The organism is Pseudomonas tumuqii (assembly GCF_013184545.1).
In the GTDB taxonomy this organism is placed as follows: Bacteria; Pseudomonadota; Gammaproteobacteria; order Pseudomonadales; family Pseudomonadaceae; genus Aquipseudomonas; species Aquipseudomonas tumuqii.
Genome location: NZ_JAAOJA010000003.1, coordinates 208188 through 234607 on the forward strand (window position 1 = coordinate 208188; position 26420 = coordinate 234607).

General features: G+C 61.4%; 23 protein-coding genes. All 23 read left to right on the forward strand.

Annotated features, from left to right (window positions below):
* Positions 1-55 precede the first annotated feature (55 nt).
* The 23 genes from flgL (at position 56) to G9C89_RS07570 (ending at position 26411) form a co-directional block, all read left to right on the forward strand.
* A complete protein-coding gene (flgL, locus tag G9C89_RS07460) occupies positions 56-1294 on the forward strand; it encodes a flagellar hook-associated protein FlgL (protein ID WP_172146951.1) in 1239 nt (412 codons plus the stop codon).
* 211 nt (positions 1295-1505) lie between these two features.
* Positions 1506-2564, forward strand: coding sequence for a class I SAM-dependent methyltransferase (locus G9C89_RS07465; RefSeq protein ID WP_172146953.1), 1059 nt, complete (start codon positions 1506-1508; stop codon positions 2562-2564).
* Between the two features lie 102 nt (positions 2565-2666).
* A complete protein-coding gene (locus G9C89_RS07470) occupies positions 2667-3356 on the forward strand; it encodes a class I SAM-dependent methyltransferase (protein ID WP_172146955.1) in 690 nt (229 codons plus the stop codon).
* A complete protein-coding gene (locus tag G9C89_RS07475) occupies positions 3353-4549 on the forward strand; it encodes a DegT/DnrJ/EryC1/StrS family aminotransferase (RefSeq protein WP_172146957.1) in 1197 nt (398 codons plus the stop codon). Before G9C89_RS07470 ends, G9C89_RS07475 begins: the two co-directional genes overlap by 4 nt.
* Positions 4546-5745 (forward strand): DegT/DnrJ/EryC1/StrS family aminotransferase, encoded by a 1200-nt coding sequence (locus G9C89_RS07480; protein WP_172146959.1) that lies wholly within the window; start codon positions 4546-4548, stop codon positions 5743-5745. The genes G9C89_RS07475 and G9C89_RS07480 overlap by 4 nt, the downstream gene beginning before the upstream one ends.
* A gap of 11 nt (positions 5746-5756) precedes the next feature.
* Positions 5757-6461, forward strand: coding sequence for a WbqC family protein (locus G9C89_RS07485; RefSeq protein ID WP_172146961.1), 705 nt, complete (start codon positions 5757-5759; stop codon positions 6459-6461).
* 57 nt (positions 6462-6518) lie between these two features.
* Positions 6519-10163 carry a glycosyltransferase gene (locus tag G9C89_RS25395; RefSeq protein WP_172146963.1) on the forward strand — a complete coding sequence of 1215 codons (3645 nt, stop codon included), beginning with the start codon at positions 6519-6521 and terminating at the stop codon, positions 10161-10163.
* Between the two features lie 194 nt (positions 10164-10357).
* A complete protein-coding gene (locus G9C89_RS07495; RefSeq protein WP_172146966.1) occupies positions 10358-11542 on the forward strand; it encodes a flagellin in 1185 nt (394 codons plus the stop codon).
* Between the two features lie 80 nt (positions 11543-11622).
* Positions 11623-11994 carry a flagellar protein FlaG gene (locus G9C89_RS07500; RefSeq protein ID WP_172146969.1) on the forward strand — a complete coding sequence of 124 codons (372 nt, stop codon included), beginning with the start codon at positions 11623-11625 and terminating at the stop codon, positions 11992-11994.
* 82 nt (positions 11995-12076) lie between these two features.
* Positions 12077-13498 carry a flagellar filament capping protein FliD gene (gene fliD / locus G9C89_RS07505; protein ID WP_172146971.1) on the forward strand — a complete coding sequence of 474 codons (1422 nt, stop codon included), beginning with the start codon at positions 12077-12079 and terminating at the stop codon, positions 13496-13498.
* Positions 13499-13501: 3 nt separating this feature from the next.
* Positions 13502-13888, forward strand: a complete 387-nt coding sequence (gene fliS, locus G9C89_RS07510; RefSeq protein ID WP_172146973.1) for a flagellar export chaperone FliS — start codon at positions 13502-13504, stop codon at positions 13886-13888.
* A gap of 156 nt (positions 13889-14044) precedes the next feature.
* Positions 14045-14425, forward strand: a complete 381-nt coding sequence (gene fliS / locus G9C89_RS07515; protein ID WP_172146975.1) for a flagellar export chaperone FliS — start codon at positions 14045-14047, stop codon at positions 14423-14425.
* Positions 14426-14454: 29 nt separating this feature from the next.
* Positions 14455-14751, forward strand: coding sequence for a flagellar protein FliT (locus G9C89_RS07520; protein WP_172146977.1), 297 nt, complete (start codon positions 14455-14457; stop codon positions 14749-14751).
* 447 nt (positions 14752-15198) lie between these two features.
* Complete coding sequence (locus tag G9C89_RS07525; RefSeq protein WP_172146979.1) at positions 15199-16671, forward strand: sigma-54 dependent transcriptional regulator; 1473 nt, start codon at positions 15199-15201, stop codon at positions 16669-16671.
* Between the two features lie 521 nt (positions 16672-17192).
* Positions 17193-18407, forward strand: coding sequence for a sensor histidine kinase (locus G9C89_RS07530; RefSeq protein WP_172146981.1), 1215 nt, complete (start codon positions 17193-17195; stop codon positions 18405-18407).
* A gap of 4 nt (positions 18408-18411) precedes the next feature.
* Positions 18412-19815 (forward strand): sigma-54-dependent transcriptional regulator, encoded by a 1404-nt coding sequence (locus G9C89_RS07535; protein WP_172146983.1) that lies wholly within the window; start codon positions 18412-18414, stop codon positions 19813-19815.
* A 372-nt stretch (positions 19816-20187) separates the two neighbouring features.
* On the forward strand, positions 20188-20517 hold the full coding sequence (gene fliE, locus G9C89_RS07540) for a flagellar hook-basal body complex protein FliE (protein WP_172146985.1): 330 nt from the start codon (positions 20188-20190) through the stop codon (positions 20515-20517).
* A 16-nt stretch (positions 20518-20533) separates the two neighbouring features.
* Complete coding sequence (fliF, locus tag G9C89_RS07545; protein WP_172146987.1) at positions 20534-22330, forward strand: flagellar basal-body MS-ring/collar protein FliF; 1797 nt, start codon at positions 20534-20536, stop codon at positions 22328-22330.
* Positions 22323-23339, forward strand: a complete 1017-nt coding sequence (gene fliG, locus G9C89_RS07550; protein ID WP_172146990.1) for a flagellar motor switch protein FliG — start codon at positions 22323-22325, stop codon at positions 23337-23339. Before fliF ends, fliG begins: the two co-directional genes overlap by 8 nt.
* A 15-nt stretch (positions 23340-23354) precedes the next feature.
* The gene (fliH, locus tag G9C89_RS07555; protein ID WP_172146993.1) at positions 23355-24161 is read left to right on the forward strand and encodes a flagellar assembly protein FliH; all 807 of its coding nucleotides are present in this window, start codon (positions 23355-23357) and stop codon (positions 24159-24161) included.
* Complete coding sequence (fliI, locus tag G9C89_RS07560; RefSeq protein ID WP_172146996.1) at positions 24151-25515, forward strand: flagellar protein export ATPase FliI; 1365 nt, start codon at positions 24151-24153, stop codon at positions 25513-25515. The genes fliH and fliI overlap by 11 nt, the downstream gene beginning before the upstream one ends.
* Positions 25516-25965 (forward strand): flagellar export protein FliJ, encoded by a 450-nt coding sequence (gene fliJ / locus G9C89_RS07565; protein ID WP_172146999.1) that lies wholly within the window; start codon positions 25516-25518, stop codon positions 25963-25965.
* Between the two features lie 140 nt (positions 25966-26105).
* Positions 26106-26411 carry an STAS domain-containing protein gene (locus G9C89_RS07570; RefSeq protein ID WP_172147002.1) on the forward strand — a complete coding sequence of 102 codons (306 nt, stop codon included), beginning with the start codon at positions 26106-26108 and terminating at the stop codon, positions 26409-26411.
* Positions 26412-26420 lie beyond the last annotated feature (9 nt).

Below are 26420 nucleotides of genomic sequence, written 5' to 3' on the forward strand. Positions count from 1 at the left end.
CGATCAAGTTTCGGCAGCAGGGCAGGTACCCTGGCCGCCTCAGAGGTAATGTTCCATGCGCATCTCCACCATCCAGGCATTCAACAACGGAGTCGCCGGCATCCAGCGCAACTACGCCAATGCCACCCGCACCCAGGAGCAGATCAGCACCGGCAACCGCATCCTCACTCCGGCGGACGACCCAGTCGCCTCGGTGCGCCTGCTGCAACTGGAGCAGCAGCAGAATGTGCTGACCCAGTACAAGGACAACCTCACCGCGGCCAACAACAGCCTGACCCAGGAAGAAGTCACCCTCAACTCGGTCAACACCATTCTCCAGCGCGTGCGCGAGCTGGCAGTGCAGGCGGGTAATGGTGCGCTCAGCAATGCCGATCGCCAGTCCATCGCGGCGGAACTGGGGGCGCGCGAGGAAGAACTGTTCGGCCTGATGAACACCCGCAATGCCCGTGGCGAATACCTGTTCGCCGGGTTTCAGGGCAAGACCCAACCCTTCGTGCGCGAGGGCGATGGCAGCTACAGCTATCAGGGTGATGAGGGACAGCGCAAATTGCAGGTGGCCAGTTCACTGGATCTGGCGATCAGCGACAGCGGCAAGAAAATCTTCCAGAACGTCACCAACGCCGGGCGTCTCGATGCGGTGCTCGACGCTTCACTGGCGCCCGGCTCCACCCTCAGTGTGTCCGCACCACTGGTGCAGGACGAAGTGGCATTTGCCGGTAGTCCGGCGTTCCCCGATACGGGTATCGAAATCCGCTTCGATCCGACAGATCCGCAACGCTATGACGTCTACGATATTCCTGCCGCAGCCGTGCTCGCCAGCGGGCGTATGGATGCAGACGATGCAACTAGCGACCAGCTGGTGTTTCGCGGGGTGAGCGTGCAGTTCGACGGGGTGCCCGTGGGCGGTGAAAGCATCCAGATCACCGCCGACCCTACTCGGCAGAAACAGGGCATTCTCGACACCATCGCCCAGCTCCGCGCTAGCCTGGAAAGCCCGGCGACTGGCTTGCAGGTGCGCGATGCGGTGGCTGTGGCCCTGACCAACCTCGATCACGGCATGAGCACCGTCGACAGCGTGCGCGGCGAAATCGGCGCACGCCTGAATATCATCGACTCGACCCAGACCGACAACGAAGACGTCGCGCTGGTCAACAAGTCCGTGCAGGCCGACTTGCGCGAGCTGGATTACGCCGAAGCCCTGTCGCGGTTGTCCTTTCAGTCCATCGTGCTGGAGGCCGCACAGCAAAGCTACGTGAAGATCAGCAGCCTCAACCTGTTCAACCAGTTGCGTTGATCAGCCACGGGTAGCTGCCGTCCCCTGGAGCGTGCAGTCGCCACCCTTTCCCGCCATCTCGCGGGTGTCCACGCTCGAACGCCGTGCCGGCGTATTGGCTGGGTTCTTGCTGTACAGGTTGCAGTCAGGCCTTTGGCCAAATCATTGACGCGTCCCGGCGTTGCTTGGCGTTATCAGTCCAGCCGCGCGGGAACCAGCACATGAGACTTTCATGGGAATCGATCTGCAAGCGCTGAAAGAGCAGGCTTACCAGGCGTTCGCTGACGGCGAATTTGCCGCCGCACTGCGTCTGCTCGAGCAAGTCAGGCAGTTTGCCGGACTGCATGCCGAACTGGCCAACGATATGGCCGTGGTGCATTACAAACTGGGCGATTCGCAGAGTGCATTGCAGCTCTTTCGCGAGGCCCTGGCGATGCAGGGCGAGAGCCAGCATCTGGTGGCCAATAATCTGCTCGATATTCTCGAGGAACAGCAGGCACTGATCAGCCAGTTGGCGCCGTCGAAGGCCGAGCCGGACTGCGTTGCGGCGCCGCAAGCGGCTGCGCAGCCTGCATACCGTTGCCCGGTGTGCAAGCAGGCGGACGTGAGCTTTGCGGCTATCCCCGCATTCTACCGGGAAAGCGCCCGCCGCCATGGCTTCGTGCATTATGGCCAGGGCGAGATGACCGCCCACGACACCTATACCTGCAAAAGCTGTGGTGCCTCCGACCGCGAGCGCCTGTACGTGTACTGGATGGAGCAGGAAATCGCCGCCGGCCGACTGTGCAAGGGCGCTCGCGTCATGCACTTCGCGCCGGAGCAGACGATGTCCCGCCTGCTGCGCAGCAGCCAGTTCTTCGACTACGCCACCGCCGACCTGTCGATGCAGGGCGTGGACCATCAGGTCGACCTGATGAATGTTCCCTTCGACGACGGCGCATTCGATTTCTTCATCTGTAGCCACGTGCTCGAACATGTCGCCGACGACGGCAAGGCCGTGCGCGAGCTGTGCCGGATTACCCGCGCCGGTGGTTGCGGCATTCTGATGGCGCCCATCATCGTCGGTATGGAAAAAACCCTCGAAGACCCCAGTATCACCGACGAGGCTGGACGCTGGCGGCTGTATGGGCAGAACGATCACGTACGGCTTTATGCACACGACGACTTCGTGCGCAAGATCGAGGCGAACGGCTTCAGCGTCGACCAATACGGCATCGACTACTTTGGCACCGAGGTGTACGCGGCAATGGGCCTGAAACCGAGCAGCATTCTCTATATCGCGCGCGCATAACGCCGCATAGAAGCCGGCGGATGGAATGCTTGCGTTTTCAACAAGCGTCCTTTACGGGGCGATGACGGTTATCCCAATAGCAGTAAGCAGGGGGCAACTCCAGTGGAATCAGATTTCAAGGAATATCCGAAAACCCTAGCTCCCGACGACTTTTGGGGGCAGATCAAGCGGTCGGTCAATGGCCAGCCGGTTTCGGAAGAGCAGATTCAACTGATAGTCGCGACCATCAAGGATGCGCTGGCCTTCCAGCCCGGCGACCGCCTGCTGGATCTGGCCTGCGGCAATGGTGCGCTGTCGCGCTACTTCTTCGACGACTGCGCCGAAGTCTATGGTGTGGACTATTCCGAGGTGCTGATCGAGGTGGCCAAGCGCTATTTCGAGCAGCTGCCGCTGCGTCGTTTCGATCTGGCCGACGTCGGCGAGTACATAGTCGCCGAGGCCGACCCGGCGCGCTTCACCAAGGTGCTGTGCTACGGCAGCTTCCCGTATTTTCCCGAGGCCACCGCGCGTCTGGTGTTGACCACGCTGTGCCGCGATTACAGCCAGGTCGAGCGGGTGTTTATCGGCAACCTGCCGGACCTCGAACGGCAGCAGGATTTCTACACCGATGGCCGCGACCACACCGCCGAACTCAAGCACCACGACTCGAAAATCGGCATCTGGCGCAGCGTCGAGGAATTCTGCCAACTGGCCGCCGATTGCGGCTGGCAGGCGCATATCCAGCGTATGCCCAAGGGCTTCTACACCGCGCACTACCGCTATGACGCTCTGCTCGAACGCGCGCGCCCATGAGTGCCAAATCCAGTTGCGATGAGCTGGCGCTGTTCGGTGGCCAGCCGCTGTTCGACTTGCCGCGCTCGACTTCGAGCCTGGTTCAGCCGGACTTCGAGCGTTTCCTGGAGTATTCGCGCACCTTCTATGAGGCGCACCAATTCACCAATAACGGGCCGCTGGTGCAGCAGTTGGAGCGGCGTCTGGCCGAGTTCCACCAGACCCGCCATTGCGTGACCTTTTGCAGCGGCTTCTGGGCGCTGGTGTTGGCGATTAAATGCCTGGCGCTGCCGGGGCGTCGGGAAATCGTCATGCCCTCGCTGACCTATAGGCGCATGGCCGATGTGGCGGCCTGGGCCGACCTGGTGCCGCGCTTCTGCGAGGTCGACCCGCAGACCCTGGCGCTGAGCGCCGACACCGTGCGCCCGCATTTGAACGAGCAGACCGCGCTGATCCTCGGAGTGCATCCGATCATGAACTGCTGCGATGCAGTCGGACTGGAAGCGCTTGCGGAGGAAAGCGGCATTCCGCTGTTTATCGACGCCGTCGAGTCGGTCTATGAAACCTATGCCGGGCGCAAGGTCGGTAGCTTCGGCCGGGCCGAGTGCTTCTCCCTGCATGCGAGCAAACTGCTCAACGGTTTCGAGGGCGGCTATATCACCACCAACGACGCCGAGTTGGCGGCCAAACTGGTGCGCATGCGCGGCTTCGGTTTCTACACCCCGGACAACGTCCAGGAACTGGGTATGAACGCCAAGCTTAACGAGGTGCACGCGGCTATGGCGCTGGCCGGCTTGGATGGGTTGGACGCCCAGGTGGCACGCAATCGCGAGCGCTACCTGGCTTATCGCCGGGAGCTGGCGGACCTGCCGGGCGTGCGCCTGGTCGAGTTCGACGAGCGCGAGCAGAGCGGTTTCAAGAATATCCTGATCGAACTGCTCGACGATTGGCCGCTGCCACGGGCGCAGGTCCTGAGCCTGCTCAACGCCGAACGCATACTCGCCCGCGCCTATTATTCGCCGGCGTTGCATCAGAAACCCACCGATTACCCGACCATCGGCGGCTCGCTGCCGGTGACTGAGCGGCTCGCCGAACGCTTTGTGCTGCTGCCCTGCGGCCATTTCGTCGACGAGCAGGACATCCACGCCATCGTCGCCATGCTGGGCTTTCTCCATGCGCATGCCGCCGAGCTGCGCCAGAGGGCTGCCGTATGAGCGCCGTCGAACTCGCCATCCTCGGCGCCACGCCGGCGTTCGAGCAGCCGCTGCCGGTCGGCCAGCTGTATTTCCCCGAATGGTCCGCCTATGAAGCAGCCATGCGCGGCATCTTCGAGCGCCAGTACTACACCAATCAGGGGCCGCTGACCCAGCAACTGGAGCAGGTGTTGCAGGAGCGTCTGGGCGTGCGCCACGCCATCTGCGTCACCAATGCCACCATCGGCCTGCTGATGGCCGCCGATGCCCTGGGCCTGCGCAGCAAGGTGATCACCCCTGCGTTCTCCTTTATCGCCACCTCGCAGTCGCTGACCTGGGCCGGGCTGGAGCCGTTGTTCTGCGACGTCGACCCGTTGACCCATCAGCTCGACCCCGCCCAAGTGGAAGCGTTGCTGGAAGACAACGACGTCAGCGCAATATTGGCGGTCAACCTGTGGGGCGATGTCTGCGCTCAGCAGCACCTGCGCCAGCTCGCCGATAGTCGCGGCGTGCCGCTGTATTACGACTCGGCCCATGCCTTTGGCTGCGCGGTGCAGGGCAGGGCGGTTGGCAACTTTGGCGCCATCGAGGTGTTTTCCTTCCACGCCACCAAGGTATTGAGCGCCGCCGAAGGCGGTTGCGTGTGTACCAACGACGACGAACTGGCCGCGCGCCTGCGCAATATCCGCAGCAGCTACGGCGCCGGGCACCCGGTGCATGTCAGTCGTACCGCCAATGGCCGCATGTCCGAGGCGCAGGCGGCCATCGCCCTGCTCAGCCTGGATAATTTTGCCCAGACCCTCGAGCGCAATCGGGGGATTTTCGCCGCCTACCGCGTTGCCTTGGCCGGTTTGCCGGGCTTGCGCCTGATCGAACCACAGGCGGTGAGCACGACCAACTACCAATATGTGGTCTGCGAAATCGATGCTGAACGCTTCGGCCTCAGCCGTGACGAATTACAGGCGGTGCTGCGCGCGGAAAACGTGCTGGCGCGGCGCTATTTCTATCCCGGTATCCACCGCTGCACGCCCTATGACGAGCTTTACCCGGAGGCGGCCGAACGCCTCCCAGTGACCGAGGCCCTGTGCGCCAAGGTGCTGCAGTTGCCGATCGGCCAACCGATAGACCCGGCTGGTGCGCGGCGCATCGGCCAAATAGTCCGCGCCGCCCGGGAGCAGGCCGCCAGCGTTCGCCACAGCCTGGGGGGGTGGGCGTGAAGCTGGGCATCATGCAACCGTACTTTTTCCCGTACCTCGGGCATTTCGCGCTGATCGCCCACACCGAGCGCTGGGTGGTGTTCGATGTCAGCCAGTACACGCCAAAATCCTGGATGAGCCGCAACCGCATGCTGCATCCGCAGGCTGGTTGGAACTACGTCAACGTACCCTTGGCCAATTCCTCTATCGCCATTACTACTCGCGAAGCACGCGTGCAGAACATGCACAAAACCCGCGCCAGCCTGCTCGGCAAGCTGACCCATTACCGGCGCAAGGCGCCGTTCTATGAGCAGGTCGCGCAACTGGTGAACCGGGCTTTCGATCTCACGACCGACAACTCGCTGGTCGGCCTCAACGTCCAGGGGCTGGCAGCGGTCTGTGGCTATCTGGAACTGCCGTTCGACTACGTCATTTGTTCGGAACTTGGCCTCGACCTGGAAGGCATCGACAGCCCCGGTGGCTGGGCGCCGGCGATAAGTCGGCAACTGGGCGTCAGCGCGTACCTGAATCCGGCCGGTGGCCGGACGCTGTTCGACCCGCAGGACTTCACCCGTCACGACATTCGACTCGGCTTCCTGAAATTCGACGAGTTCCGCTACGACGCCGAGCCCTATACCTGTGTGCCGGGTCTTTCCGTCCTCGACGTGTTGATGTGGAACAGCCCGCAGGCGGTGCGCCAAGTCCTGGTCAGCCATTCCCATATTCTCGAACCCTGAAATGAGTCGCGGGTGGCGCAACCGTCACTCGCCTCTATTCACTGAGGAAAGCACAACGTGAGCAAGAACCCCCTCGTCAGCATCGTGATTCCCACCTTCAAACCGCGGCACTTCGAGGCGGCGCTGCTCAGTGCGCTCGCCCAGAGCTACCAGCCGCTGGAAATCCTGATCAGCGACGACTGCCCGAACGATGGCATTCAGCAGATCGTCGAGCGTCACCGCGGGCACAGCCGCCACCCGATCCGCGTCATTCGCAACCAGCCGGGCCTCGGCGGGCTGATGAACTACACCCAGTGCGTGATCGAGGCCGCGGGTGAGTTTGTCAAGTTCCTCAACGACGACGACATCCTGTTGAACGACTGCGTCGAGCGCATGGTGGAAGTCTTCAGCGCCAATCCCGAGGTCAGCCTGGTAACCTCGCGGCGGCTGTTGATCGACAAATCCGGCTTGCCGCTACCGGATGTCCCGGCGACCTGCTGCCCGTTTGATCAGGACGGCATCCTGCACGGCGGCGACCTGATCGCCTACCTCGCCGACTCACCGATGAACTTCATCGGCGAGCCGAGCACGGTGATGTTCCGTCGTGCACACCTGGCCGGGATCAAGCCAAACGTCTGTTGCCTCAACGGGCAGACGGTGCGCGCCATCAACGACCTAGCGATGTACGTGAATGTGTTGCGGCACGGCCATCTAGCCTATCTGTGCGAGCCGCTTTCCTGCTTCCGCAAGCATGCCGAGCAGCGTCAACAGCAGGGCGACATGCTGCCGCTGTGGCAGAAGGGCGTGCAGGTGTTCGCCGGGCAAATCCGGGCCATGGGGCTGTATGCGCCGCGACCGAACGAGCAGGTACGTTGCCACCCGCTGGCCGCTGGCGCCGAGGAGTGGCACGATTTTCCCCTGCGTCGGCGCCTGGCCGAGGCGGCCAAGCGTGCAGAGACACTTCAGGCAGTTGCCGCCGTACAGCCAGGGCCTTGGGCGTTCCCGCCGTTGCGGGACGCCGGGGGTGAAATGATTCAAGAGGAACGGGAAGGCTTCCGGCCATGGCTGGATACGCGTGTACCGACAGCGGTTCAGGAGCACTTGATCGGCGGGTACCTGAAAACCAGCGGTGGCGGGCCGCGGTTCGGCATCCTGGTGCTGGATAGGCAGGGTGACGCAGGGAAACTACGGGCGACGCTCGACAGTTTGAGTCAGGAAAAGCAGCCCTACGCCGGGCTGCAGATTCTGCTCCTGAGTGTTGGCGAGGGCGCGCAGTTCGAGCGTGCCGACCCGCGCGTAGAGTGCAGGCGCGTGTCAGCCGATCAGCAGGTCGACACCATCAACCAGATGTTGGCGCAGGCGGATTGCGACTGGGTAATGATGGTCGAGGCAGGGGATGAGTTCACTGCGAGCGGTCTGATGATGGTGGCCTTGGAACTGATCGCTTCCCCGGGTTGCCGAGCCATCTATGGCGACGAAATGCTGCGCCTGGCCGATGGCTCATTGGGGCCGATGTTCCGGCCCGGATTCAATCTGGATCTGCTGCTGAGTTTCCCCGCGAGTATGGCGCGTCACTGGCTTTTTCGCCGCGATGCGTTCGTCGAGTTGGAGGGTTTTGCTCAACGTTACAGCGCAGCGATGGAGTTTGATCTGATTTTGCGTCTGGTCGAGTCGGGTGGCATGCAGGATCTGGGGCATGTGAGTGAACCGCTACTTATCACCCAGGCCCCGGCCCTGCTGGATAATCCAGATGAGCGTGCAAGCATTGCCCGTCATCTTGCTGTGCGTGACTATCCGCAGGCGCACGTCGGTTCCGACCTGCCGGGGCGCTATCACATCAGCTATGGTCATCAGCAGCAACCGCTGGTCTCGATTCTGATCCCAACCAAGGATCAACTGCCCATGCTCCAGCGTTGTGTTGAGAGCGTGCTGGAACATACCCGCTACGAACATTACGAAATACTGATCATCGACAACAACAGCGAGACGCCCGAGGCGCTCGAGTGGTTGGCGGGGGTCGAGGCCATGGCTGAAGAGAAGGTCAGGGTGATCCGCTATCCGCAACCATTCAATTTCTCGGCGATCAACAATATGGCGGCGCGCGCGGCGCGGGGTGATTATCTGGTTTTGCTTAACAACGACACAGCGGCTATTCGCAACGACTGGCTGGATGAGTTGCTCAACCATGCACAGCGTCCAGAGGTCGGTATCGTAGGGGCGAAGTTGCTCTATCCGGATGGTCGTATCCAGCACGCGGGGGTGGTGCTTGGCTTGTGTGGCCCCGCAGAACACCCCTTTATCGGTGAGCCAATGGATGCCCCGGGTTATATGCAGCGCTTGCAAGTCGACCAGAACTACAGCGCGGTGACGGCGGCGTGCCTGATGATTCGAAAATCCGTTTACCTGGACGTGGGCGGTATGGATGAAGAGCAGTTCAAGGTCTCTTATAACGATATCGATCTATGTTTAAAAACCCGTGAAGTTGGCTATTTAACGGTGTGGACGCCTCACGCCGTGCTGATGCACGAGGGCGGTGTCAGCCAGACGAAGGTCGACAAACAGACCAGCGACGCCAAGCACAAGCGCTTTGTCGCAGAGCAGGACGCCATGTACGCTAAATGGCTGCCGTTGCTGGCGCGCGATCCAGCCTATAACTCCAACCTATCCCTGGTAGAGCCTAGCGGTTTCAAGCTGGCCGATAACAAGTTGTCCTGGCGGCCGCTCGACGCTTGGCGGCCGTTGCCGACGGTTTTGGCACACCCTGCGGACTGGGACGGCTGTGGCCAATACCGAGTTATTCAACCCTTCAGTGCCTTGCAGCAACAGGGCTTCATTGAGGGTGCTCTTTCGTTTGGCATGCTCTCTGTAGCGGATCTGGAACGTTACGATCCGGATGTTGTGCTGCTGCAGCGTCAGATTGGTGATGAGCGGCTGGAGGCGATGCGCCGGATGCAGGCTTTCTCGCGAGCGTTCAAGGTGTATGAGTTGGATGATTATCTGCCAAATCTACCGATGAAAAGTGCGTATCGAGCGCACATGCCCAAGGACATACTAAGGTCGCTGCGCCTCGGCATCTCCTATGTGGATCGCTTTGTGGTGTCCACGGACGCGATGGCCGAGGCCTTCCAGGATTTCCACCCGGATATCCGGGTTATAGAAAACCGTCTCGACCCTCGTCAATGGCATGGCTTGACCAGCCAGCGGCGGTGTTCCAGCAAGCCGCGCGTGGGATGGGCGGGCGGGGCCGGCCATGCCGGCGACCTGGAAATGCTTGCCGATGTGGTCAAGGCGCTGGCGAGTGAGGTGGAGTGGGTCTTCTTCGGCATGTGTCCAGACAGGCTGAGGCCCTTTATCCATGAGCTCCATCCAGGGGTTCCCATTGAGCAGTACCCGGCAGTATTGGCCGGATTGAACCTGGATCTGGCGCTGGCGCCGGTTGAACAGAACCTGTTCAACGAGTGCAAGAGCAATCTGCGTTTGCTGGAGTACGGGGCCTGTGGTTTTCCGGTGATCTGCAGCGATGTGCGCTGCTATCGGGATGCTTTGCCGGTGACCCGGGTCAAGAACCGCTTCAAGGATTGGCTGGACGCCATCCGCCTGCATCTGGCCGATCTGGATGCTTCGGCCCGCATGGGCGATGAGTTGCGTGCTGCGGTGCGCAATGAATGGATGCTTGAAGGGAAAAGTCTTGAGGCCTGGCGCAAGGCCTGGCTGCCTGATTGACCCTGGCCCTGACCGGCCTGCGACCAGGGCATCGGTTGGCAGCGAAAGTTTTTTGAGGGTGGCCCTTAAGTTTTCCCCAGCCGGGGCGATATAGCTTACGAATGCGAAGTAACTGGGTGCCTGAGCAAGGCAACCGTCCAACCTCTCGCACATCCAGGCTACCAACAAGTATCAGCCCATTGGAGGCAAACACCATGGCCCTTACCGTCAATACCAACATTGCGTCCCTGAATACCCAGCGCAACCTGAGCAGCTCCTCCAATGCGCTGGCGACTTCCCTGCAGCGCCTGTCCACCGGTTCGCGCATCAACAGCGCCAAGGACGATGCAGCCGGCCTGCAGATCGCCAACCGCCTGACCAGCCAGATCAACGGCCTGGGCGTAGCGGTGCGCAACTCCAACGATGGCATCTCTTTGGCGCAGACCGCGGAAGGCGCACTGCAGCAGTCGACCAATATTCTGCAGCGTATGCGCGATCTGTCCCTGCAGTCGGCCAACGGCTCCAACAGCGAATCCGAGCGGACGGCATTGAACTCCGAAGTCGGCCAGTTGAAAAAAGAGCTGGACCGTATCAGCAATACCACTACCTTCGGCGGTCAGAAATTGCTCGATGGTAATTTCGGTACCAAGAATTTCCAGGTGGGTTCGGCTGCGAACGAAAGCATCAGCGTCAGCATTGGCGAAATGAGTGCCGATTCGCTCGAGGGTAACTTCTTTAAAAGCGCCTTTGGCAACGCTACTGCTGGAGCTGCCAGCGGCGGTACCGCGACCGTGACGCTCGCGTTCTCGGGTACTACCCCTGACGCGGTTCTGGATGTCGAGCTGGCGGCCGGTGATACGGTTGCCGAGGTTACCGACAAGCTGGCGGCGGCCATCAACGACGCCAACCTGGAAGTGGGTGTGCATAAGGATGCTGCAGGCGCTTATCAGGTGATCAGTAAAGGCGACGCCACCACCTCGACCACCAATGCACTCACCTCTATCACCTTCGCCGACGGCGCCGGCGCCGACGCTACAGGCGCTACTTTCACTACCGTGACAGCGTCGACGACGGCTGAAACTGCCAACTCGGTCAAAGATATCGACATCACCAATGCGGTGGGTGCACAGTCGGCCGTGCTGGTCATCGATGATGCCCTCAAGGCGATCGATAACCAGCGTGCCGATCTGGGTGCGGTGCAGAACCGCTTCGAGAACACCATTTCCAACCTGCAGAACATCTCGGAGAACGTATCGGCTGCCCGTGGTCGGATCCAAGATACCGACTTCGCCGCTGAAACCGCGAATCTGAGCAAGAACCAGATTCTGCAACAGGCTGGCACCGCGATCCTGGCCCAGGCTAACCAGTTGCCGCAGGCGGTGCTCAGCCTCCTGCAGTAAGCTAAACGGCTAGTCTGCATCAGGCTGCGGGGGGAAGTGCATAGCACTTCTCCCCGTTTTGCCTTGCGAGGTAAAAGAAAATGGATATAGGCATAAACAGTTCTCTGTCTGCATCGCTCTCCAAAGCGAATGCTGCAGTTACGCAAGTCTCGCCTGTCGCTGCAGCCGCCAAGGCGGCTGAGATTGATGCCGAGGTGTCTAAGAAAGAGCCTGAAGAGGCCACGCAGGCTCGTGAGCCGGTCGAGGATGCGGTGATTGCGATTCAAAGTTTTGTGCAGAGTATTCGGCGTGATTTGAATTTCACGCTGGATGATTCAAGCGGTCGCGTAGTGGTAAAGGTAACCGATGGTGCGTCGGGCGAAGTTATTCGTCAGCTACCATCAGAGGAGGCGTTGCGCTTGGCGGAAAGCCTGGAAGAAGTCCGTAGTCTGTTATTCAAGGCCGAAGCTTGATCGCTGGCATGTTTCTTGACTGTCCATTGTGATTGGGCAGGCGTAAGCGTTTAAGCGTCAACTTCATGACGAGGTAACCAGCATGGCAGGCGTAATTGATGGCATCACAGGTGTTAACAGCGGGCTTCCCATCACCAATATGGTGACGGCGATAGTCAACGCGGAAAAGGCGCCGAAAGAAGCGCAATTGGCCCGCCTGGAGAAGTCCACTACTACCAAATTCTCTGCCCTGGGTGAGCTCAAGAGCGCGTTGAGCGCCTTTCAAGCAGCCATGAAAGACTTGAACAGCGCCACCTTGTTCGAGAAGCGCACGGCCGTATCGTCCAATACCAGCACCTTGACTGCCAGCGCCAGTAAAACGGCTACACCGGGCATCTACAAAATAGAAGTGCAGAGCCTGGCAGCCGCCAGCAAGGTTGCTACGGCTGCTGTGGCTGGTGGTTTCTCGAGTGGCGCAAGCGAGCAGACGCTTACGGTCAAATTAGGTGCCGGCGATACTGGTACCGCGGTCACTATTGCTGCCGGATCCGATCTGGCCAGTACTCGTGATCAGCTCAATGCCGCGCTGAAAGACCAGGGCATCAGCGCAACCATTGTCAATAATCCGGTAAATGGTGAGTCGCGCTTGGTATTTAGCGCCACTGAAACCGGTGCCGATAAAGATCTGATGGTCACCGGTACGGGTAATCTGTCAGCGCTGGATGTTGATGGCAGCATCGCGCTGAGCACCGGCAGTGCAGCCAGCTCGGGCTATATCGTGCAGGCTGCGAATGCCGAGTTTACGGTTGATGGCTTGGCTCTCAGTAGCGCAACCAATAAAGTCAGCGGTGCCATAGCTGATGTCGATTTTGAGTTGCTGGAAAAGACCGAAGTCGGTAAGTCCATTACCTTGACCGTCGGGCAGGACAGTGCTGGCGTAAAAGCCAGCATCAAGACCTTTGTCGATGCTTATAACAAGCTGATCAGTACTAGCAACAAGTTGACTAGCGTCACTAAAGTAGGCGAGGACGGTACCCCGCTTGTTGGTGGTCTGGTGGGTGACTCCACCGTGCGTAATTTGCTCAGTGGCGTGCGTAATGAACTGGTCAATCCTTCCGGTCAGGAGGGTGTACGAGTACTTGCCGATTTGGGTATCACTACCCAGAAAGACGGCACCCTGAAAATCGATGACACCAAACTTGATCCTGCTTTGCAGGATAACTTCGATGCGGTAGGTGCATTTTTTACTGGCGATACCGGGTTGATGAGTCGGGTGGATAAGCGCATTGATGGGTTTATCCAGACTGGCGGTATTCTTGAGCAACGTATGAAAGCGCTAGAAAGTACGCGAAGCGATATCAAGACACAGACAGAAAACCTGAATAGGCGCGTTGAGCAAATGCAAACCCGCTTGCTTGCTCAGTTCAATGCCATGGATGCATTGGTCGGGCAGTTGAAAAGTACAGGTGATCAACTCGCTCAGGTGTTTGCCAATCTCCCTGGTGTTGTAAAAAAGGATAGTTAAGGCGTGAGCAAGCCAATCGATACCTACAAGAGCGTCAAGGTCAGCCAGGAAGTAACGCCTTATCAAACCGTGCAGTTGCTGCTGGATGGCGCGCTTGAGCGTATTTCCCTGGCGCTGCTGGCGCAGGAGCAAGGCAACCACGGCATACGTGGTGAGGCTGTTGGTGCGACTATTTCCATCATTAGCGTTCTGCAGGGCAGTCTGGATAAAGAACTCGGTGGGGATATTGCGGAGAATCTGGATTCGCTTTACGACTACATGACCCGACGGCTTGCCGGTGTGGCGCTTGATAGCACTCCCCGTAGTCTGCAAGAGGTGCAGGGCTTGCTGGTGCAGATACGTGATGCCTGGATCGCGATCGGGCCTGAGGTCGAGCCGGTAGCCTCTTGAGGCCGGAGGCGCTTCATCGATGCCTGGAAAGTGGCTTTCCAATTCCTGTTTGACGAGTTAAATCAATCAGTTGTGTTATTTTCACGTCGCCCTAAAGCTGCTGCCGGCACTGCCGATACATGAAGTATTCCCGCACTACACTGGAGTACCTTCAGCATGAACGCGATGGCAGCCATGAAGCAGTATCAAAGCGTCAACACCCAGGCCCAGGCCGTGGATGCCAGCCCCCACCGGTTGATCCAGATGCTGATGGAAGGTGGTCTGACCCGTATCGCCCAGGCGCGTGGCGCCATGGAGCGCGAGCAGACATCGATGAAGGGTGAGCTGATCGGCAAGGCCATCGGCATCATCGGTGGTCTGCGCGAAGGCCTGGATCTGCAGAAGGGTGGCGAGTTGGCGGCCAACCTGGATAACCTCTACCAGTACATGGTTTCCCGTTTACTTGAGGCCAATGTGAAAAATGACGCCACGTCGCTCGATGAAGTGGCGGGGCTGTTGCGCAATGTGAAGACAGGCTGGGACGCGATCGGCCAGTGATGCAGTCTGACGCTTTAAGGAGCACGCACATGAGTTCATCTGTCCAGCGTCTGGAAAAGACTGGAAGCGCCTTGCGCGATGCCTTGGCCGCACAGGATTGGGCGGCCATCGGCGAATTGGATCTGCAGTGCCGCCAAGCCGTTGACGAAGCCATGGTCGAGTCCGTGCAGGACGAAGACGTGCTGCGCGCGCGCATGCAGGAGTTGCTGGATCTGTACCGCGAGCTGGTCGATGTCTGTCAGTTGGAGCAACGGCGCCTGGCGGGCGAGCTGATGCAGCTGAACCAGGCCCAGCAAGGGGCCAAGGTCTACCAGTTGTTTGGGTGATGGGTTAGCGGGGCTAGTACAGTTCGAAGGATGGCGCGGGCCGCGTAGGATGAGCGCAGCGATATCCATCGAGCGATTTATGCCCGCGGACTGACCCTCGGCAAAGGCGCCAGCCGGTACTCGGCACCTGATGGGTTACGCCGCACGCAGAACGCGGCCTTGATCGCAGCTATCTGGCGGCTAACCCATCCTACGGAGCTGTACAGTTCGTAGGATGGTGCGGGCCGCGTAGGCTGAGCGCAGCGATACCCCTCGAGCTATTCATGCAAAGCTGAGTTCCCCCTTCTTGCAAACAATCGCTTAGGCAATTGGTCGTGAATATCAAAAAAAGCACGCCATAAAATTGACTATTTTCGATAAATTGACTTTACTAGCGGCCAATTGCCAGCGTAGTTGTCGTGTTCGACAGAGTGCGCTTCCGTTCGCTCCCAGGATCAGATCAAAAATATGTGGCGTGAAACGAAAATTCTGCTGATTGACGATGACAGCGAGCGACGTCGGGATTTGACGGTGATCCTGAATTTCCTGGGCGAAGATCACCTCGCATGTGGCAGCCGTGACTGGCAGGATGCGGTCGCGCCATTGTCCGCCAGCAGGGAGGTGCTCAGCGTATTGCTCGGTGATGTGCAGGCCAAGGGCGGGGTCCTGGAGATCCTCAAGCAAACTGCTGCCTGGGACGAGTTTCTGCCGATCCTGCTGATTGACGAGCATGCGGCCGCGGAATGGCCGGAAGAGTTGCGCCGCCGTGTGCTGGCGACCCTGGAAATGCCGCTTAGCTACAACAAACTGCTCGATTCCTTGCACCGTGCCCAGGTCTACCGCGAGATGTACGACCAGGCGCGCGAGCGCGGTCGTCAGCGTGAACCGAATCTGTTCCGCAGCCTGGTCGGTACCAGCCGCGCCATCCAGCAGGTGCGGCAGATGATGCAGCAGGTGGCCGATACCGAGGCCAGCGTGCTGATCCTCGGTGAGTCGGGCACCGGTAAAGAAGTGGTGGCGCGCAACCTGCACTATCACTCCAAGCGCCGTGAAGCGCCTTTCGTGCCGATCAACTGTGGCGCGATTCCCGCGGAGTTGCTGGAAAGCGAACTGTTCGGCCATGAGAAGGGCGCCTTTACCGGCGCGATCACCAGCCGCGCCGGGCGTTTCGAATTGGCCAATGGCGGCACCCTGTTCCTCGATGAAATTGGCGACATGCCCCTGTCGATGCAGGTCAAGCTGCTGCGGGTGCTGCAAGAACGCACCTACGAGCGGGTTGGCAGCAACAAGACGCAAAGTGCCGATGTACGCATCATCGCGGCGACCCACAAGAATCTGGAGGAGATGATCGAAGCGGGTAGTTTTCGCGAGGATCTCTACTACCGGCTGAATGTATTCCCCATCGAAATGGCGCCGCTGCGCGAGCGTATCGAAGATATTCCCCTGCTGATGAACGAGCTGATCTCGCGCATGGAGCACGAGAAGCGCGGCTCGATCCGTTTCAACTCGGCGGCGATCATGTCGCTGTGCCGCCACGACTGGGCGGGCAATGTGCGCGAGCTGGCCAATCTGGTCGAGCGCATGGCGATCATGCATCCCTATGGGGTGATCGGCGTGGGCGAGCTGCCGAAGAAATTCCGTCATGTCGACGATGAAGACGAGGATTTGACCGCCAGCCTGCGTGAGGATCTGGAGGAGCGCGCGGCCATCATCGCCGGGCTGCCTGGGGTCAATACGCCAGCCATGCTGCCGGCCGAAGGCCTCGATCTGAAAGACTACCTGGGCAACCTCGAGCAGGGCTTGATCCAGCAGGCGCTCGATGACGCCAGCGGTGTGGTCGCCCGGGCGGCAGAGCGCTTGCGCATTCGCCGCACCACCCTGGTCGAGAAAATGCGCAAGTACGGCATGAGCCGGCGCGAGGACGAGGCGCAGGAAGACTGATGCCGTAGGGGCGTAAGCCGGTACGAGTCTTGCTGTCGCGCCGATCAAGCGCCGTCCGTAGGTTGGGTTAGCAGCGGGCACCTATCCTGAATCAAATTCAGCCTTGAACCGCCGCGTAACCCAACATGGCGTCAGCCGGTATGCCGCATCTGATGGGTTACGCCGCATTCAAAACGCTACCTTGATCGAAGCTCTGTGGCGGCTAACCCATCCTACGGGTCTACTTCAGCCGCGATGCTTTCAGTGCCTTGACGGCCCATCGCGGCTAAAGCGGAACGCCGCCCGGCCGCTCCCACGAGAGTTCGGGGTTGAACCGACATTTCAACGTTGTCGCGACACCAGCCAACTGCCAGCGAGTCAGGGTCTTGGCGCCACTGCATTCAATTCAGCCGGGGCTTTGACGCAACCGACGGCCTTGTTTTTCAAGGCATTGAAAAATAACCAATTTTTTTTAGGCACGGGTATTGCTAACTCTCTGCTAACTGACTGTCTTATGACGGCTCGCCAGGCGAGAGAGAATAATGAAGCCCAACGCCCAACCTTCCCGGAATGCTGAACTCGAACCTGCGGTTTCTCAGGAGCTGACCAGTCGCGCCAGCCTGGAGCAGGCGTTTGCGCGCTTCAACCAGATGTCGACTCAGTTCAGCGAGTCTTACAGCATGCTGGAGGATCGGGTCGCCGAGTTGAAGGGGCAGTTGGCCCTGATCAGCGCCCAGCGCATGCAGGAGCTGGCCGAGAAGGAGCGCCTGGCCTATCGCCTGCAAAGCCTGCTGGATCTGCTGCCCGGTGGGGTCATCGTCATCGACGGGCAGGGCGTGGTGCGTGAAGCCAATCCGGTGGCGTGCAATCTGCTCGGTCTGCCGCTGCTCGGCATGCTCTGGCGTCAGGTGATCGCGCGCAACTTCGCCCCGCGTGAGGACGATGGCCACGAAATCTCCCTGAAAGATGGTCGGCGCCTGTCGATTGCCACCCGCTCGTTGCAAGGCGAGCCGGGGCAGCTGGTGCTGCTCACCGACCTGACAGAAACCCGGCGCCTGCAGGATCAGCTGGCGCGGCATGAGCGCTTGTCCGCGCTGGGGCGCATGGTCGCCTCCCTGGCTCATCAGATTCGTACGCCGCTGTCGGCGGCGTTGCTCTATGCCAGCCATTTGACTGAGCAGGTGTTGCCGGTCGAGCAGCAGCAGCGCTTCGCCGGACGCCTGAAAGAACGTCTGCATGAGCTGGAGCACCAGGTGCGCGACATGCTGATCTTCGCCCGTGGTGACCTGCCGCTGCCGGATCGGCTGACGCCCAAGGCAGTGTTCGAGGCGCTGCAGGCTGCGGCCGAGCCCCATGTGCGCGGCATGACGGTGCGTTGGCAGTGCGACAGTCGTGACGGCGAGTTGCTGTGTAACCGCGACACCCTGGTCGGTAGCGTGCTCAACCTGATCGAGAACGCGATCCAGGCCGCCGGGCGCGAGGCGCGCTTGAAGATTCATCTGTATCAGCGTGGCAACAGCTTGCGCCTGTGCATCAGCGACAGCGGTCCGGGTATCGACAACGTCACCCTGGCTCGTCTGGGCGAACCCTTCTTTACCACCAAGACCACCGGTACCGGCCTCGGTCTGGCCGTGGTCAAGGCAGTGGCGCGCGCCCATCAGGGCGAATTGCAGGTGCGTTCGCGGATCGCGCGCGGCACCTGTGCCTTATTGATTCTGCCGTTGATTCCCGCGGCACAACCCTTGATTCAGGAGTAGCACCATGGCTGCCAAAGTTCTGCTGGTCGAAGACGACCGCGCCCTGCGCGAAGCCCTGGCCGATACGCTGGCGCTGGGTGGTCACGACTATCGGGTGGTGGATTGTGCCGAAGCGGCGTTGGTGGCCTTGACGCAGGAGCCTTTCGGTCTGGTGATCAGCGACGTGAACATGCCGGGTATGGACGGTCATCAATTATTGGCCCTGATCCGCCAGCGTCAGCCGCAACTGCCGGTGCTGCTGATGACCGCCTTCGCGGCGGTCGAGCGGGCGGTGGATGCGATACGCCAGGGTGCGGCGGATTACCTGGTCAAGCCGTTCGAGCCGAAAACCCTGTTGGCGCTGGTCGATCGCCATGCCCTCGGGCGTGTGACGGCGACCGAGCAGGACGGCCCGGTGGCGCTGGAGCCGGCCAGCGTGCAGTTGCTCGAGCTGGCTACGCGGGTGGCGCAGAGCGATTCGACGGTGTTGATCACCGGCGAGTCCGGCACCGGCAAGGAGGTGCTGGCGCGCTTCATTCACCAGCAGTCGCCGCGGGCGGCGAAGCCGTTCATTGCGATCAACTGCGCGGCGATTCCCGACAACATGCTTGAAGCCACGCTGTTCGGCCATGAGAAGGGTTCTTTCACCGGCGCCATCGCCAGCGCGCCGGGCAAGTTCGAGCTGGCCGAGGGCGGCACCATTCTGCTCGATGAAATTTCCGAAATGCCGCAAGGCCTGCAAGCCAAGCTGTTGCGCGTGCTGCAGGAGCGTGAAGTGGAGCGGGTGGGGGGGCGCAAGCCGATCAGCCTGGACATTCGCGTGCTGGCCACCAGCAACCGCGACCTGGCCGGCGAAGTGGCGGCGGGGCGCTTCCGCGAGGACCTCTACTATCGCCTGTCGGTCTTCCCGCTGGCCTGGCAACCGTTGCGCGAGCGCCCGGCCGACATCCTGCCGTTGGCCGAGCGACTGCTGGCCAAGCACGTCAAAAAAATGAATCACGCGCCTATTCGTCTTTCGCCGCAGGCCCAGGCGAGCCTGGTGAGTCATGCCTGGCCGGGTAACGTGCGTGAACTGGATAACGCCATTCAGCGCGCGTTGATCCTGCAGCAGGGTGGCCTGATCCAGCCGCAGGATCTGTGCCTGACGGCCGCTGTTGGCAGTCTCGCGCCTGCGCCCAGGCCGTTCCTGGCGGTGGTGCCGGCGAGCGTGACGGTGACGCCGGAGGTCGTTGCGGCCGAGGCTGGCGCCTTGGGTGAAGACCTGCGCCGGCATGAGTTCCAGATGATCATCGATATCCTGCGCGCCGAGCGTGGGCGCCGCAAGGAAGCCGCCGAGCGCCTGGGTATCAGCCCGCGTACCCTGCGTTACAAGCTGGCGCAGATGCGCGATGCCGGCATGGATGTGGAGGCTTATCTGTTTGCCAGCTAGTGGCGCGTCACGCCAGAGATTGCGCTTCTCGTAGGAGATTGCGCTTCTCGTAGGAGATTGCCTGCCGTCTTCGACGTCGCGCTATCGCGCAGCAAACTATGTCGGAGCCGACATTTCCGCGGCTAGCCCGGATGAAATCCGGGAAGTTGTGTCGGCTATCCCCGGATTGCCTGCTGCTCCTGTAGGAGGGCCGCCCCGGCGCGATGCTGTTGCTTGTGGGCGGACCTTGTCCGCCAATCGCCGCAAGGTCGCGCCGCCTACGAGGGAGTGCGTTGCCTGCTCCCCCGTTTCCACCTTACCTGGCACCCTTGTTGCAATATCCCTGTTACGAGCCGCGTAGTGTCAAAAAACCGCGGCCAGTGGAGGAAGGTCATGAGCCAGGGTATTCAATTCAATCGCTTGATGCTGGAAATGCGTGCCATGCAGACCGAGGCGATGGCGCGGCAGCAGCCGGTCGTCAGTGCGCCGGAACCCGGGGCGCCGAGCTTCTCGGACATGCTGGGTCAGGCGGTGAACAAGGTCAACGAAACCCAGCAGACCTCCAACCAGCTGGCCACTGCCTTTGAAATGGGCAAGAGCGGGGTGGACTTGAGCGATGTGATGATTGCCTCGCAGAAAGCCAGCGTGTCGTTCCAGGCCATGACCCAGGTTCGCAACAAGCTGGTTCAGGCGTATCAAGACATCATGCAGATGCCGGTTTAAGGGTAGGTTCTAGATCATGGCCGACGCACTCGCCACCAACGTTCCCGCCACCACTGCTGGCAATGATTCGAACAAGCCGCTGTTCGGCCTGGCGTTTCTGGAAAATCTCTCGGATATGTCGATGCTGCGCCAACTCGGCCTGCTGGTCGGTCTGGCCGCCAGCGTGGCGATTGGTTTCGCCGTGGTGCTCTGGTCGCAACAGCCGGATTACCGTCCGCTGTATGGCAGCCTGGAAGGGATGGACGCTTCCCAGGTCATGCAAACCCTGGCGGCGGCCGACATCAGCTATACCGTCGAACCGAATTCGGGTGCCCTGTTGGTCAAGGCCGATGACCTGGCGCGGGCACGCATGCGTCTGGCCGCCGCCGGCGTGGCGCCGAGCGATAGCAATATAGGTTTCGAGATTCTCGACAAGGAACAGGGCCTCGGCACCAGCCAGTTCATGGAGGCCACGCGCTATCGGCGCGGCCTGGAAGGCGAGTTGGCGCGCACCGTGTCCAGCCTCAACAACGTCAAGGCCGCGCGGGTGCACCTGGCCATTCCGAAGAGCTCGGTGTTCGTGCGTGACGAGCGCAGGCCCAGTGCCTCGGTGCTGGTCGAGTTGTATTCCGGTCGCGGCCTGGAGCCGAGCCAGGTGATGGCGATCATCAATCTGGTCGCCACCAGCGTGCCCGAGCTGGACAAGTCGCAGGTCACGGTGGTCGACCAGAAAGGCAACCTGTTGTCCGATCAGCAGGAAATGTCCGAGCTGAGCATGGCCGGCAAGCAGTTCGACTACAGCCGGCGCATGGAGAGCATGCTCACCCAGCGCGTGCACAATATCCTCCAGCCGGTGCTCGGTGCCGGGCGCTACAAGGCCGAAGTGTCGGCCGATGTCGACTTCAGTGCGGTCGAATCCACCTCGGAAATGTTCAACCCGGATCAGCCGGCATTGCGCAGCGAACAACAGGTCAACGAACAACGCAGCAGCGGCAGCCAGTCGCCGCTGGGCATACCGGGCGCCCTGAGCAATCAGCCGCCGGGCGCCGCGACGGCACCCGAGCAGGCCGGTGGCGCGGCAGCCGCAGGCGGGCCGGTTGCCGCGGGTCAACCGCTGGTGGACGTCAACGGCCAGCAGGTCATGGATCCAGTGACCGGTCAGCCGATGCTGGCACCGTTCCCGGCGGACAAGCGCGAGCAATCGACGCGCAATTTCGAACTGGATCGCTCGATCAGCCACACCAAACAGCAGCAGGGCCGTCTGCGCCGTCTGTCGGTGGCGGTGGTGGTCGACGATCAGTTCAAGGTCGATGCGGCCACCGGCGAAACCAGCCGCACGCCCTGGACCATCGACGAGCTGGCGCGCTTCACCCGCCTGGTGCAGGACTCGGTCGGCTTCGATGCCAGCCGTGGCGACAGCGTCAGCGTGATCAATACACCGTTTTCCGCGGTTATCGGCGAAGAAATCGCCGAGATTCCGTTCTACACCCAGCCCTGGTTCTGGGACGTGGTCAAGCAAGTGCTCGGCGTGCTGTTCATTCTGGTGCTGGTGTTCGGCGTGTTGCGCCCCGTGCTGAACAACATCACCGGTGGCGGTAAAGGTCGGGGACTGACGGCTGGCGGTCGCCATGGCGATGTCGAGCTGGGCGAGATGGGCGGCCTGGCCGGCGAACTGGCGGCCGACCGGGTCAGCCTCGGCGGCCCGCAAAGCATCCTCCTGCCGAGTCCGAGCGAGGGGTATGATGCGCAGCTCAATGCAATCAAGAGCCTGGTGGCGGAAGATCCGGGTCGCGTCGCCCAGGTGGTGAAAGAGTGGATCAACGCCGATGAATGACAACCGTACAGCCACCAAGTTGAGCAAGGTCGAGAAGGCCGCGATCCTCCTGCTGTCGCTCGGTGAAACCGATGCCGCGCAGGTGCTGCGCCACCTCGGGCCGAAGGAAGTGCAGCGCGTCGGCGTGGCCATGGCCGGCATGCGCAACGTGCACCGCGAGAAGGTCGAGCAGGTGATGGGCGAATTCGTCGAGATCGTCGGCGATCAGACCAGCCTGGGCGTGGGCGCCGACGGCTATATCCGCAAGATGCTGACCCAGGCCCTCGGCGAGGACAAGGCCGGCAATCTGATCGACCGCATCCTGCTCGGCGGCAGCACCAGCGGCCTGGACAGCCTGAAGTGGATGGAGCCGCGCGCCGTGGCCGATGTGATCCGCTACGAGCATCCGCAGATTCAGGCGATCGTGGTGGCGTACCTCGATCCCGACCAGGCCGGTGAAGTGCTCGGTCATTTCGATCACAAGGTGCGCCTGGATATCGTCCTGCGCGTGTCCTCGCTGAATACCGTGCAGCCGGCGGCGCTCAAGGAACTCAACCAGATTCTCGAGAAGCAATTCTCCGGCAGCTCCAACAGCACCCGCGCCACCATGGGCGGGGTCAAGCGGGCGGCCGACATCATGAACTTCCTCGACAGCTCGATCGAAGGCCAGTTGATGGACTCGATCCGTGAAGTCGATGAAGACCTGTCGACGCAGATCGAAGACCTGATGTTCGTCTTCGACAACCTCGCCGAGGTCGACGACCGCGGTATCCAGGCGCTGCTGCGCGAGGTCTCCTCCGATGTGCTGGTGCTGGCGCTCAAGGGCGCGGACGAGGCGATCAAGGAGAAGGTGTTCAAGAACATGTCCAAGCGCGCGGCCGAACTGCTGCGCGACGATCTGGAAGCCAAGGGCCCGGTGCGGGTCAGCGACGTGGAAACGGCGCAGAAGGAAATTCTCACCATTGCCCGGCGCATGGCCGAAGCCGGGGAAATCGTCCTCGGTGGCAAGGGTGGCGAAGAGATGGTTTAACCGGAGAAGATCGGCATGGCCCCCAAGGAAGCGCCCAGCGAGTTGATTCGCGCCCAGGACATCAGCGTCATCGACCGCTGGGCATTGCCCAGCTTCGACCCGCAGGTCGAGGATGCCGAGCCTGATCCGGCGCACGCGGCTGGCGCAGCCCAGGCCGAGGGCGGTCAGACGCAGTCGGCCGCGTCCGAGGATGTGGCCCTGGAGGACGTCAAGCCCTTGACGCTGGACGAGCTGGAGGCGATTCGCCAGGACGCCTACAACGAAGGCTTCAGCACCGGCGAGAAGGACGGCTATCGCAGCGGCCAGCTGAAAGCCAGGCAAGAGGCCGATACCGCGCTGGCAGGCAAAATGCTCGCCATCGAGCAGTTGATGCAACAGCTGTTCGAACCGATTGCCGAGCAGGACCAGCAGCTCGAAGTGGCGTTGGTCAGCCTGGTCAGCCACATGGCCCGCGAGGTGATCCAGCGCGAGCTGCACAGCGACTCCAGCCAGATTCGCCAGGTCTTGCGCGAAGCCCTCAAGTTGCTGCCGATGGGCGCCGGCAACGTGCGTATCCAGCTCAATCCGCAAGACTTCGAGATGGTCAAGGCCTTGCGCGAGCGCCACGAGGAAAGCTGGCGGATTGTCGAAGACGACGCCCTGTTGCCCGGCGGTTGTCGGGTCGAGACTGAGCACAGTCGCATCGATGCGAGCATCGAAACCCGCCTCAGTCAGGCGCTCAAGCAGCTGTTCGAGCAACAGCGCGAACAGGCCACCCACCCGCTCCCGACCGATATCCAGCTCGATCTGGGCGTGGCCAAGGAGCCACCGCATGCGTCTTGAACGCACCAGTTTCGCCAAGCGGCTGGCCGGTTACCGCGATGTGCTGCAGTTGCCCAGCCAGCCGGTGGTCGAGGGACGTCTGCAGCGCATGGTCGGCTTGACCATGGAGGCCGAGGGCCTGCGCGCGGCACTCGGCAGCCGTTGCCTGGTGATCAACGATGACAGCTATCACCCGGTGCAGGTCGAGGCCGAGGTGATGGGCTTCGCCAACGGCAAGAGCTACCTGATGCCGGTCGGCAGCCTGGCCGGCATCGCGCCAGGGGCGCGGGTGGTGCCGCTGCCGGACAGCGGACGCTTGCCGATGGGCAAGTCGATGCTCGGTCGGGTGCTCGACGGCACCGGGCGGGCGCTGGACGGCAAGGGCGGGATGAAGGCCGAAGACTGGGTGCCGATGGATGGGCCGACGATCAATCCGCTGAAACGCCACCCGATCAGCCAGCCGCTGGATGTCGGCATCCGCAGCATCAACGGCCTGCTCACGGTCGGGCGCGGCCAGCGCATCGGCCTGTTCGCTGGCACCGGGGTCGGCAAGAGCGTGCTGCTGGGCATGATGACGCGCTTTACCGAGGCCGACATCATCGTGGTCGGCCTGATCGGCGAGCGTGGCCGCGAGGTCAAGGAATTCATCGACGAGATCCTCGGTGCCGAAGGCATCAAGCGTTCCGTGGTGGTCGCCTCGCCAGCGGACGATGCGCCGCTGATGCGTCTGCGCGCGGCGATGTATTGCACGCGCATCGCCGAATACTTTCGCGACAAGGGCAAGAACGTCCTCTTGCTGATGGATTCGCTGACCCGTTTCGCCCAGGCCCAGCGCGAGATCGCCCTGGCCATTGGCGAGCCGCCGGCGACCAAGGGCTATCCGCCGTCGGTGTTTGCCAAGCTGCCGAAACTGGTCGAACGCGCCGGTAATGCCGAGGAGGGCGGCGGTTCGATCACGGCGTTCTACACGGTATTGAGTGAAGGCGACGATCAGCAGGATCCGATTGCCGACGCCGCGCGTGGCGTGCTCGACGGTCACATCGTGCTGTCGCGGCGGCTGGCCGAGGAGGGCCATTACCCGGCCATCGACATCGAAGCCTCGATCAGCCGGGTCATGCCGCAAGTGGTGAGCAGCGAGCACCAGCGCAGCGCACAGCGCTTTAAGCAGCTGTGGGCCCGCTATCAGCAGAGCCGCGACCTGATCAGTGTCGGCGCCTACGTGCCCGGTGGCGATGCCGATACCGACCTGGCCATCGCGCGCCAGCCGGCGATGGTCAGGTACCTGCGCCAGAGCCTGGGCGAAAGTGAAAGCCTGGAACGCAGCAGTGCGCTACTGGCGGCGACCTTCAACCCCAATGCCGCGCCGGGGGGCTAAGTGTCGACCAGTCGCGCCGCGCGTCTGGCGCCGGTTATCGAGATGGCCGAGCGCGCCGAGCGCGAGGCGGTCATGCAACTCGGCCACTGTCAGGGACTGCTGAGCCAGGCTCAGGTCAAGCTGGGCGAGCTGGAACAATACCGTGGCGATTATCAGCAACAGTGGATCAGCGAAGGCCAGCGTGGGGTTTCCGGGCAATGGCTGATGAACTATCAGCGTTTTCTTTCCCAGCTGGAAACCGCCATCGGCCAGCAGCGCCAGAGCGTGGCCTGGCATAGCAACAACCTGGACAAGGTTCGGGTGGTCTGGCAACAGCGCTATGCGCGCCTGGAAGGCCTGCGCAAGCTGGTTCAGCGCTATCAGGAGGAGGCCCGCCTGAGCGCGGACAAGCGCGAGCAAAAACTCCTCGACGAGTTGGCACAACGCATACGCCGGGACGATTCCGCTTGATTGCCTGTTGCCGCTTACACCTGCGAGTGCTACATCTTGATCACACGGATTGTGCCTCCAGGCTCGTTCAGGCGCGATAACCATCGCGCCGCATTGTCTGGGGGCGTGATCGACTGTTCTGCTCGAGTAAGGAGTTCTGTATGGCCATCACCTCGCTGCCTTCGCCTGATGGGCAAGAGTTGACCATTGTGATTCAGGGACGTTTCGATTTCGGCGCCCATCAGGAATTTCGCGATGCCTATGAGCGCGTCAACCTCAGCCCCAAACGCTATGTAGTGGACCTCAAGGGCACCACCTATCTCGACAGTTCGGCGCTCGGCATGTTGCTGTTGTTGCGCGATCACGCCGGTGGCGATCACGCGCAAATCCGTTTGCTCAACTGCAACCCGGATGTGCGCAAGATCCTCGCCATCTCCAACTTCGAACAACTGTTCCAGATCACCTAGCGCGAGTCT

What these genes read in the sequence shown, in the direction of transcription:
- flgL (WP_172146951.1), top strand. Translation starts at nt 56, where the DNA reads ATGCGCATCTCCACCATCCAGGCATTCAACAACGGAGTCGCCGGCATC.
- G9C89_RS07465 (WP_172146953.1), top strand. Translation starts at nt 1,506, where the DNA reads ATGGGAATCGATCTGCAAGCGCTGAAAGAGCAGGCTTACCAGGCGTTC.
- G9C89_RS07475 (WP_172146957.1), top strand. Translation starts at nt 3,353, where the DNA reads ATGAGTGCCAAATCCAGTTGCGATGAGCTGGCGCTGTTCGGTGGCCAG.
- G9C89_RS07480 (WP_172146959.1), top strand. Translation starts at nt 4,546, where the DNA reads ATGAGCGCCGTCGAACTCGCCATCCTCGGCGCCACGCCGGCGTTCGAG.
- G9C89_RS07485 (WP_172146961.1), top strand. Translation starts at nt 5,757, where the DNA reads ATGCAACCGTACTTTTTCCCGTACCTCGGGCATTTCGCGCTGATCGCC.
- G9C89_RS07495 (WP_172146966.1), top strand. Translation starts at nt 10,358, where the DNA reads ATGGCCCTTACCGTCAATACCAACATTGCGTCCCTGAATACCCAGCGC.
- G9C89_RS07500 (WP_172146969.1), top strand. Translation starts at nt 11,623, where the DNA reads ATGGATATAGGCATAAACAGTTCTCTGTCTGCATCGCTCTCCAAAGCG.
- fliD (WP_172146971.1), top strand. Translation starts at nt 12,077, where the DNA reads ATGGCAGGCGTAATTGATGGCATCACAGGTGTTAACAGCGGGCTTCCC.
- fliS (WP_172146975.1), top strand. Translation starts at nt 14,045, where the DNA reads ATGAACGCGATGGCAGCCATGAAGCAGTATCAAAGCGTCAACACCCAG.
- G9C89_RS07520 (WP_172146977.1), top strand. Translation starts at nt 14,455, where the DNA reads ATGAGTTCATCTGTCCAGCGTCTGGAAAAGACTGGAAGCGCCTTGCGC.
- G9C89_RS07525 (WP_172146979.1), top strand. Translation starts at nt 15,199, where the DNA reads ATGTGGCGTGAAACGAAAATTCTGCTGATTGACGATGACAGCGAGCGA.
- G9C89_RS07530 (WP_172146981.1), top strand. Translation starts at nt 17,193, where the DNA reads ATGAAGCCCAACGCCCAACCTTCCCGGAATGCTGAACTCGAACCTGCG.
- G9C89_RS07535 (WP_172146983.1), top strand. Translation starts at nt 18,412, where the DNA reads ATGGCTGCCAAAGTTCTGCTGGTCGAAGACGACCGCGCCCTGCGCGAA.
- fliE (WP_172146985.1), top strand. Translation starts at nt 20,188, where the DNA reads ATGAGCCAGGGTATTCAATTCAATCGCTTGATGCTGGAAATGCGTGCC.
- fliF (WP_172146987.1), top strand. Translation starts at nt 20,534, where the DNA reads ATGGCCGACGCACTCGCCACCAACGTTCCCGCCACCACTGCTGGCAAT.
- fliG (WP_172146990.1), top strand. Translation starts at nt 22,323, where the DNA reads ATGAATGACAACCGTACAGCCACCAAGTTGAGCAAGGTCGAGAAGGCC.
- fliH (WP_172146993.1), top strand. Translation starts at nt 23,355, where the DNA reads ATGGCCCCCAAGGAAGCGCCCAGCGAGTTGATTCGCGCCCAGGACATC.
- fliI (WP_172146996.1), top strand. Translation starts at nt 24,151, where the DNA reads ATGCGTCTTGAACGCACCAGTTTCGCCAAGCGGCTGGCCGGTTACCGC.
- G9C89_RS07570 (WP_172147002.1), top strand. Translation starts at nt 26,106, where the DNA reads ATGGCCATCACCTCGCTGCCTTCGCCTGATGGGCAAGAGTTGACCATT.